1 protein-coding gene and 1 pseudogene are annotated in these 724 nt (G+C 62.0%); both read left to right on the top strand.

Features of this window, described 5'->3' with window-relative positions; genetic code table 11:
- A pseudogene (locus PXJ20_RS32900) lies at positions 1 to 316 on the top strand (hypothetical protein); the annotation flags it as partial.
- Between the two features lie 5 nt (positions 317 to 321).
- A partial coding sequence (locus PXJ20_RS32895; RefSeq protein WP_421057513.1) for an ABC transporter permease occupies positions 322 to 724 on the top strand: 403 nt, incomplete at its 3' end.

Below are 724 nucleotides of genomic sequence, written 5' to 3'. Positions count from 1 at the left end.
TGCAGTCTCCACCAAGGTGATGGGCAGGGGCGACGGCAGCTTTGCGGCAAGGAGCCGCGAGTTCGAACGCCTGAGCATAGAGAAGCAGTTCGCCGAGCGGCAACTGGCGAGTGCGCTCGCATTGCAGGAACAGGCGCGCAGCGAGGCGGCGAAAAAACAGCTCTATATCGCGCGCGTCGTGCAACCGCGTTTGCCCGACGCGGCCGAAGAACCCAGACGCCTGCGCGCCGTGCTCATCGTATTCACGATGGGGCTCGTCACCTGGGGGCTGCTTTCGCTGCTGCTTTCGGGTATCCGCGAACACACGCTGGAGTAACGCCCATGTTCGCTACGCCGTTTCGCGATTCCCTGACCATTCAGACGCGCGTCATCGCAGCGCTGTTCATGCGCGAGATCATCACGCGCTTTGGGCGGCACAACATCGGCTTTCTCTGGCTGTTCGTCGAGCCCATGACGTTCACGCTCGGCATTGCGGCGCTGTGGTACATCACACGGTCCACGCACGGTCACCACGTTCCCATCGTGGAATTCGCATTGACCGGCTATTCCACGGTCCTGCTGTGGCGCAACTGCGCAACGCGCTGCGTGGGTGGTCTCACGCCCAACCTCAGCCTGCTGTTCCATCGCAACGTCAAGCCGGTCGATGTATTTCTTGCACGCATCCTGCTCGAAGTGGCCGGCGCGACCTGTTCGTTCTACGTCCTCACGCTCGTCTTCTACGTGG

The sequence above is a fragment of the Paraburkholderia sp. A1RI_3L genome, from assembly GCF_048957895.1.
Classification (GTDB): domain Bacteria; phylum Pseudomonadota; class Gammaproteobacteria; order Burkholderiales; family Burkholderiaceae; genus Paraburkholderia; species Paraburkholderia kururiensis.
Note: the sequence above shows the minus strand (reverse complement) of the source record. Positions and strands in the feature narration are given on the sequence as shown.